The 6,587-nt window shown below is 65.4% G+C and carries 5 protein-coding genes, 2 tRNA genes and 2 pseudogenes; 7 read left to right on the top strand and 2 right to left on the bottom strand.

All coding sequences use genetic code 11. The features are described 5' to 3' along the window. The first annotated feature begins 143 nt into the window (after positions 1–143). The 5 genes from cspD to ACP69S_RS20025 all read left to right on the top strand — a co-directional run bounded on the left by cspD (position 144) and on the right by ACP69S_RS20025 (position 1,913). The gene (gene cspD, locus ACP69S_RS20005) at positions 144–764 is read left to right on the top strand and encodes a stationary phase survival cold shock domain protein CspD (protein ID WP_426000251.1); all 621 of its coding nucleotides are present in this window, start codon (positions 144–146) and stop codon (positions 762–764) included. 85 nt (positions 765–849) lie between these two features. Next, the gene (locus tag ACP69S_RS20010) at positions 850–1,329 is read left to right on the top strand and encodes a DUF192 domain-containing protein (RefSeq protein WP_426000253.1); all 480 of its coding nucleotides are present in this window, start codon (positions 850–852) and stop codon (positions 1,327–1,329) included. A gap of 74 nt (positions 1,330–1,403) precedes the next feature. Further along, a tRNA-Pro gene (locus ACP69S_RS20015) sits at positions 1,404–1,480 on the top strand. A 23-nt stretch (positions 1,481–1,503) separates the two neighbouring features. Continuing rightward, positions 1,504–1,809, top strand: coding sequence for an ETC complex I subunit (locus tag ACP69S_RS20020; RefSeq protein ID WP_426000255.1), 306 nt, complete (start codon positions 1,504–1,506; stop codon positions 1,807–1,809). Between the two features lie 27 nt (positions 1,810–1,836). Continuing rightward, a tRNA-Arg gene (locus ACP69S_RS20025) sits at positions 1,837–1,913 on the top strand. Here the strand turns inward: ACP69S_RS20025 and ACP69S_RS20030 are convergent. Together ACP69S_RS20030 and ACP69S_RS20035 are read right to left on the bottom strand one after the other, a co-directional pair. Then, positions 1,872–3,542, bottom strand: a complete 1,671-nt coding sequence (locus ACP69S_RS20030; protein WP_426000259.1) for a recombinase family protein — start codon at positions 3,540–3,542, stop codon at positions 1,872–1,874. The two genes, ACP69S_RS20025 and ACP69S_RS20030, sit on opposite strands and share 42 nt — an antisense overlap. 573 nt (positions 3,543–4,115) lie before the next feature. After that, positions 4,116–4,394, bottom strand: a complete 279-nt coding sequence (locus tag ACP69S_RS20035) for an HU family DNA-binding protein (RefSeq protein WP_426000257.1) — start codon at positions 4,392–4,394, stop codon at positions 4,116–4,118. Positions 4,395–5,127: 733 nt separating this feature from the next. Here ACP69S_RS20035 and ACP69S_RS20040 point away from each other — a divergent pair. Together ACP69S_RS20040 and ACP69S_RS20045 are read left to right on the top strand one after the other, a co-directional pair. Continuing rightward, positions 5,128–5,484, top strand: a pseudogene (locus tag ACP69S_RS20040) (ParB/Srx family N-terminal domain-containing protein); the annotation flags it as partial. 975 nt (positions 5,485–6,459) lie between these two features. Further along, positions 6,460–6,546 (top strand): annotated as a pseudogene (locus tag ACP69S_RS20045) (hypothetical protein); the annotation flags it as partial. Positions 6,547–6,587 lie beyond the last annotated feature (41 nt).

A 6,587-nucleotide genomic window follows, 5' to 3' on the forward strand; every position in this document is an offset into this window, starting at 1 on the left:
AATTGCTGCGACGAAATGTCGCGCCGCGTCCCCTAGCGTGTGCTTGACGCGAACTCACCATTGACGGCTCTCCTAACGCGAGAACAGTGTTATTCTTGTGGCGCTCGTCCCGTTGGGCTGATTGGACGAGCCAGAGGGGCGGAATGTCTGGTTACGATTTCGACGCCGTGGAGGCGCACGAAGATCTCGTGCGAATCAGCGGACGCGTAAAATGGTTCGATGTGGGCAAGGGCTACGGGTTCATCGTTCCAGATGATCCTGGTCAGACCGGCCTTAAAGACGTGCTTCTTCACGTCACCTCGCTGCGCAATTGCGGGCGGGAAACCGCGCTTGAGGGCGCCGTGATCGTTTGCGATGTGGTGCGCCGCACCAAGGGGTGGCAGGTCAGCGAGGTGGTCGATCTCGATGAAAGCTCTGCGCCGTCGCCTTTAGAGCGGCCTCGCCGTGCTTTTGCCGAGCCGAGCGCCCGGCGCGAACGCGACAGCTTTGACAGCGGCTTCCGTTCCGGCCTCGATAGTGGCGGCGGGCGCGAAGCGTTGACCCCCGAGGGGCCGGCCGAACACGCCAAGGTCAAATGGTTCAATCGCACCAAGGGCTATGGTTTCGTGGTCCGGGATGCCGAACCGGGCGATATCTTCGTCCATATCGAGACCCTGCGTCGCGGCGGCCTGGAAGATCTGCAGCCGGGCGACGACGTGCTCGTGCGCTTCGCCAAGGGCCCCAAGGGTCTGGTCGTTGCCGAGATCACCCCGGGCGACGCCTGACTTTCGCCATTTCGTCCCGGCATTTGGTCGTCAGGATTGTGGCGCGAGGCTGCTGGTCCGGCCGGATGGCGAGTGAGGACATGGCGTGGCGGTGATCGGCGAACCTGGACGACGAGCGATTCTGACGGCTTTGCTCGCCGGCGCGCTCTTCGCGAGCGATGCGGCGATCGCCAAGCCGGCCGCCAAGCTGGAGACTGTCGAGATCGTCACCGCCAGGGGAAGGGCGCGCTTCCAGGTCGAGATCGCCGCAACGCTCGCCGAGCAACGGCGAGGGCTGATGTTCCGCAAGTCCATGGCGCCCGATAGGGGCATGCTCTTTACCTACGCCAAACCGCAGCCTGCCGCATTCTGGATGAAAAACACCCTGATTCCCCTCGACATTGTCTATATCGCGCCCACTGGCCGAGTGTTGTCGATCGTCCGAAACGCCCAACCACACAACGAAATGCCCATGCCTTCGGGCGGACCGGTCCTCGGGGTTCTGGAGATCGCGGGCGGCCGCGCGGCGCAGCTGGGCATCCTGCCGGGTGACAAGGTCCTGCACCGGATCTTCCCGAAAGGCTGATCGTTCGACGATTGTCACCGTTCCTGTTTGATCCGGGCGACAAACCCTTGTAGAGCACGCCCCTGCCGATGTGTCGGAGCGTAGCGCAGCCTGGTAGCGCATCTGGTTTGGGACCAGAGGGTCGCAGGTTCGAATCCTGCCGCTCCGACCATCGGCAAAAGATTGGAGAGGTTCATGCTGGCCCGCATCTATCGCCCCGCCAAGACCGCCATGCAGTCCGGCAAGGCCAAGACCAAGGACTGGGTGCTGGAATTCGAACCCGCCTCGGCGCGCCGCCCGGACCCCCTGATGGGCTGGACCCAGTCAAGTGACATGAACGGCCAGCTCCGCTTGACCTTTGAGACCCGCGAAGAAGCCGTCGCCTACGCCCAGAACAACGGCCTGGCCTTTCAGCTGTTCGAACCCAAGCTCCCCAAGCGGATCATCAAGGCCTACGCCGACAATTTCGCCGCGGGCCGCAGACAGCCCTGGACGCACTAGCGTCCGCCGACCGGATTACCCCGGTTCGCGCCCTTAGCTCAGTTGGATAGAGCACTCGCCTTCTAAGCGAGCGGTCGCTGGTTCGAATCCAGCAGGGCGCGCCACCCCAGAACACGCGTAGGAACCGCGAGAGCGGCTTCCTTCACTCCGCCGGTCGCCGCGAGCGTCCGGAAAAGCTCAACGCGACAACCACTTATCACCAAGCTTGTCGGAGAGTGGACTTCCACTCGCTGGGCGACCGCACGCAGCAGGTCGCGTCGATAGGTACCGTCTTCCGCCCTGAGCATTTTGCGGGTCGCCTTGGCGAACTTCCTCAAAAGGTCGGGCGTCACCAGAGGGCCAAGACGTTCTATCGCCCGCTCAGCTCGGTCCGCGTCCTCGATAGCGGTGTCGCGTTGGGCGACGAGGTCGCCGATTCGGACCTTCAACTGCGGATCGGATGGACTCGCCAGGCCCGCCTCGATCGCTTCGTAGAGCCGGTGCAGCCGCGCTTCGGCTTCGGTGGCGCGTTTGCGAAGATCGGCGACGTGCTTGTGCCTCTGCTCGACCCACACGCTTCGGCGGTCGATGATGTTGGTCATCATCTCCGCCAGCCGACGCGGTTCGAGCAGTCGATTCTCCAGGTGATCGATGACCGCCTCGTCGACCGCGTCCATCCGCACGGTGATGCCGCCGCACCCCGTCGGGCCGGACCGCGCCCGGGAGGCGCAGGTATAGTAGCGATAGGCGCCATTCTTGCCGGTCCGCAGCGTCATGGCGCAGCCGCACAGGCCGCAGAAGCAGATCCCCCCGAGCAAGATTGGACTGCCGGAAAAACGGCCTCGCTCGCTTCGAGGATTGCGCGCGGCCATCAACAGCCTGACCGCGTCGAACTCTTCGGTCGATATGATCGGCGGGACGGAAGACACGATGTGTTCCGACGCGTCCTTCGCTTCGCCGGTCTTGAACACCCGGCTGTTGAAATGGTGCTCGCCTTTGTAGGTCTCACGGGTGAGCGTCTGATGCACCCCGCTGATCCCCCAACGGCCGCCATCGCGCGTGCGGATGCTGCGGTCGTTGAGGTGGCAGGCGATCGCTTTCACGCCCATCGGACCGGAGTTGTCCTTTCCCATCAGGGCGAGACGAAAGATCAGGCGCACGGTCTCGGCGTGTACGGGGTCGATCGCCAGCTTCCGCTTCATCTTCGCGCCGCGCAGCTCAGCGTCGACGACGCAATAGCCGATGGGTGGTCGCGAGCCGTTCCAGAAGCCCTGGCGGGCGTTCTCCTTCATCGCGCGCAGGGTGTGCTTGGCGTTTTCCCGTGACTGGTACTCGTCGAACAGCGCCATGATCTGACGCATCATCAGTCCCATCGGGTCGTCGCCCAGTTCTTGGGTGATCGAGACCAAGCGCACGCCGTTGCGAGTGAGCTTGCGGGTGTAAAACTCGAACAGGAACTGATCGCGGAAGAAGCGGGAAAACGAGTGGACCAGGATGATGCTGAAAGGCGTGGGCTTGGTCGTTCCCTCGTCGATCATCGCCTGGAACGCGGGGCGCTTGTCGTCCGTCGCCGAGCTGCCCGGTTCTGTGAACTCCGAGGCGATCGTCCACCCTTTGCTCAGCGCATAGGCGGCCAGCTGTCGCCGCTGGTCAGGAATCGACAGGTCGCTGTCGGCCTGTCGGCCGGTCGAAACGCGAAGGTACAGCGCCACGCGGCTGGCTGCGGTTGAAGATGAAGGCTTGGTGGCGCCCATGGTTTTGACTCCCGGTCAGGGCAGGGGGCCAAGCAACTGCGCCAGGACCCTGTCCAAATGGGTCTCGACGACGCGGAGTTCGTATTCCGAGATTGGAACCGCCTCCGGCCAATCGTCCGTGACCTTGATAGAGACGACTGACGGTCGGCTCCGGGACATCGGCTTGGAGGATTTATTTTTTCGCGCTGGACGAGGCGGGCGGCGGGCCATGGCGCGACTTGGGGGTCGGACGCATCTTGGCGCAATGAGCGGAGTCGAGAGACAAACGGGGGAAAACAAGCGGCGGGTCTCTCCGCGACGCTGACGTTTCCGCCCAAGGGCGCGTCAGTCGCCGCCGTCTTCGTTGGCGGGCCGGAAGGCCAGACGCATGTCCCGATTTCAGCGATCATTGCCGCGCCGCGAGGGCATGGACGCGTTCCCAGGATCGGGCCTGAGCGGGCGTGCCTGCCTTGGCGACCGCTTCTTCCATGTCGCCGCCAAGTCGAAGCAGCACGCATCAAGGTCCATGGCGGCCTCCAAGTTCTTGGCCGGCGCGCGTGGACCCACGTTCGGGCCAGGCGCGCCGCCGGGATGTCAGCCGTTGACGGCGTCTTTCAGTTGCTTTGCCGGCGTGAACGCCACCTTCTTCGAGGCGGCGATTTCGATGGCCGCGCCCGTCGAGGGGTTGCGGCCGGTGCGGGCCGGTTTGGCCTGCACCTTGAACTTGCCAAAGCCCGGGATCGAGACCTCCTCGCCCTGCACGGCGGCCTCGGTCAGCGCCTTGAAGACCCCGTCGATCAGGGCCTTTGCTTGGGTCTTCGTCAATTTGGGTTCGGCGGCCACGGCAGCATCGATCAGGTCTGAAACGTTCATCAGCACTGTCCTTGTTGAGAATCGAAGCCGAACCCTGCTGCGAGCGGAGCAGATTGTCACGCTCCGCCGGCCGTTCGGGCCGGATGGTTCGGGGAACCCCGTATTTCTCCGGTATTGCGCGGTCACGGGGCCTGCGCCAGATTTGCTTCCGTCGCCGGTTGCGTGAGAACGGCCAGTGACAGGTCCGGCGGCGTGAGAAACGTCGGGCCACCCCCGTAGGACCCACGATCCGGCGGGTAGCAGCCTCGCTTGAAGAGGGTCCGCTCGCCCGCTTGCGCGGTCGGCTTCCCCAATATCGAGAGCAGCCGGCGGTCACGCTCGGTCCCGCGGCTTTCGCCGCTCCCTCGGGCGCGACGCCTGGCGGGCAGGCTTTGGCCTGCCGCCGGCCGCTCGACGCCGCTTCCCGCCACGCGCATGCGCGGGCTCCTCGCAGTCTTCATCTTGCGAAGAGACGGCCGCCGGCGCGGCCTGGGGCATTTGTCTGGCCGCTCCGCAGGCTTGTCCTTCTGGCCGCTCCCGCGGCCGGTGGCTTAGGGCTCCGCCCCCAGCGCGCTACGGACCGGCTTCCGCCCAGCTTCGGTCGTCTCGACAATTTGGCGACAGCGGCAGTCGACGCCCTGCAGCCGGGTCCCCGCGAAGCCGGCCACTCCGCTTCACCCCCGGTCTCGCCGACGGGCGTCGGGGTCAGGCGCGCTTTTTGCGCCTGAACCCCGAGCCCCCAAAGGAGGCCATCATGTCCCTGCAAACCCAAACCCCGACGAACCCCGGCCGTGCGCCGGTGCAGTCCGGCGACGTGCATGAGATCGCCCTCAACAAGCTGAAAGCCTCGCCGCGCAATGCGCGGCGCGTCGGCCATACGGCCGACGATGTCGAGGCCCGCGCCGCGTCCATCCGCGTCAAGGGCCTGCTCCAACCCCTGGTGGTCGAACCGGAGGTCAAGGAGGGCGGCCAGGAGAGCGGCTATTACCTCGTCACCATCGGCGAAGGCCGCCGTCAGGCCCTCAAGCTGCTGGCCAAGCGCAAGCTGATCGGCAAGGCCGAGCTTGTGCGATGCGTGGTGGATACGCGCAACGACCCCGCCGAGATTTCTCTCGATGAAAACGTTTCGCGCCGCGACATGCACCCCGCCGACCAGTTCGAGGCCTTCAAGGACCTTGCCGACCGCAAGGGCTATGGGGCCGAGGAAATCGGCGCGCGGTTCGGGGTCTCGCCACAGATCGTGCGTCAGCGCTTGCGCCTAGGCTCGGTCGCCCCGGTGCTGTTGGACCTCTATCGCGAGGACGCCCTGACGCTGGAACAGATGATGGCCTTCGCCGTCAATCCCGACCCCGAGCGCCAGATGCAGGTGTTCGCCCAGTTGCCGCAGAACAACCGCCAAGCCTATGCGATCCGCCGCGCCATGACCGACACCAAGGTCGCGGCCGATGACCGGCGCGTCCAGTTCGTCGGCCTTGACGCCTATGCCGAGGCGGGCGGTCCGGTGTTGCGCGATCTCTTCACCGAGGATCGCGGCGGCTGGATCGAGGATGTGGTGCTGCTCGACCAGCTTGTGCTCGAAAAGCTCGCCGCCATCGCCGTTAATGTCCGCGACACCGAGGGCTGGAAGTGGTCGGCCGCCTATCTCGACTTCCCCGGCTCTCATGGCTGCTCGCGGGTCTGGGAGCGGGTGATGCAGCGTTCAGCGCAGGACGTCGAGGCCATCAGCGCCTTGCAGACCGAGGGCGCGGCCCTGACCGAGCAATGGGCCGATGTCGAGCCGCCGCCGCCCGAGGTCGCCGCGCGGTTCGAAGCGATCCAGGACGCCCTGAAGGCCTTCGGCGAAACTTACGGCTACGACCCGGCCGAGAAGGCGCGGGCCGGGGTGTTCGTGGTCCTCAGCCAATATGGCGAGGCCCGCATCGATCGCGGGTTTGTGCGGCCCGAGGACGAACCCGCGCCTGAGCCTGAGGAAGTCGAAGGTGACGAGACGGGCGAGCCCGACGGAGAGGGTGACGATGACGCGGACGGGTACGGCGGTGGGCAGGGCGAGGACGGCGAGGGTGACGACGCCCAGACCCAAGCCCCGGACGAGCCGTGTACGTCGTCAGAAGTTTTGAGACAGCCGGGTCGCGGATTTAGCGGAGGGTTGGCCTCATCTGGGGTTGATATCTAGGCGGCGATTTTGCGGTGCTGCAAGCGCCGATGTTCGAGGGT

This window comes from Caulobacter sp. DWR1-3-2b1, from assembly GCF_049895765.1.
Lineage (GTDB): Bacteria > Pseudomonadota > Alphaproteobacteria > Caulobacterales > Caulobacteraceae > Caulobacter.

Coding starts and splice junctions, on each gene's coding strand:
- cspD (WP_426000251.1), top strand. CDS start 144: ATGTCTGGTTACGATTTCGACGCCGTGGAGGCGCACGAAGATCTCGTG.
- ACP69S_RS20020 (WP_426000255.1), top strand. CDS start 1,504: ATGCTGGCCCGCATCTATCGCCCCGCCAAGACCGCCATGCAGTCCGGC.
- ACP69S_RS20030 (WP_426000259.1), bottom strand. CDS start 3,542: ATGGGCGCCACCAAGCCTTCATCTTCAACCGCAGCCAGCCGCGTGGCG.
- ACP69S_RS20035 (WP_426000257.1), bottom strand. CDS start 4,394: ATGAACGTTTCAGACCTGATCGATGCTGCCGTGGCCGCCGAACCCAAA.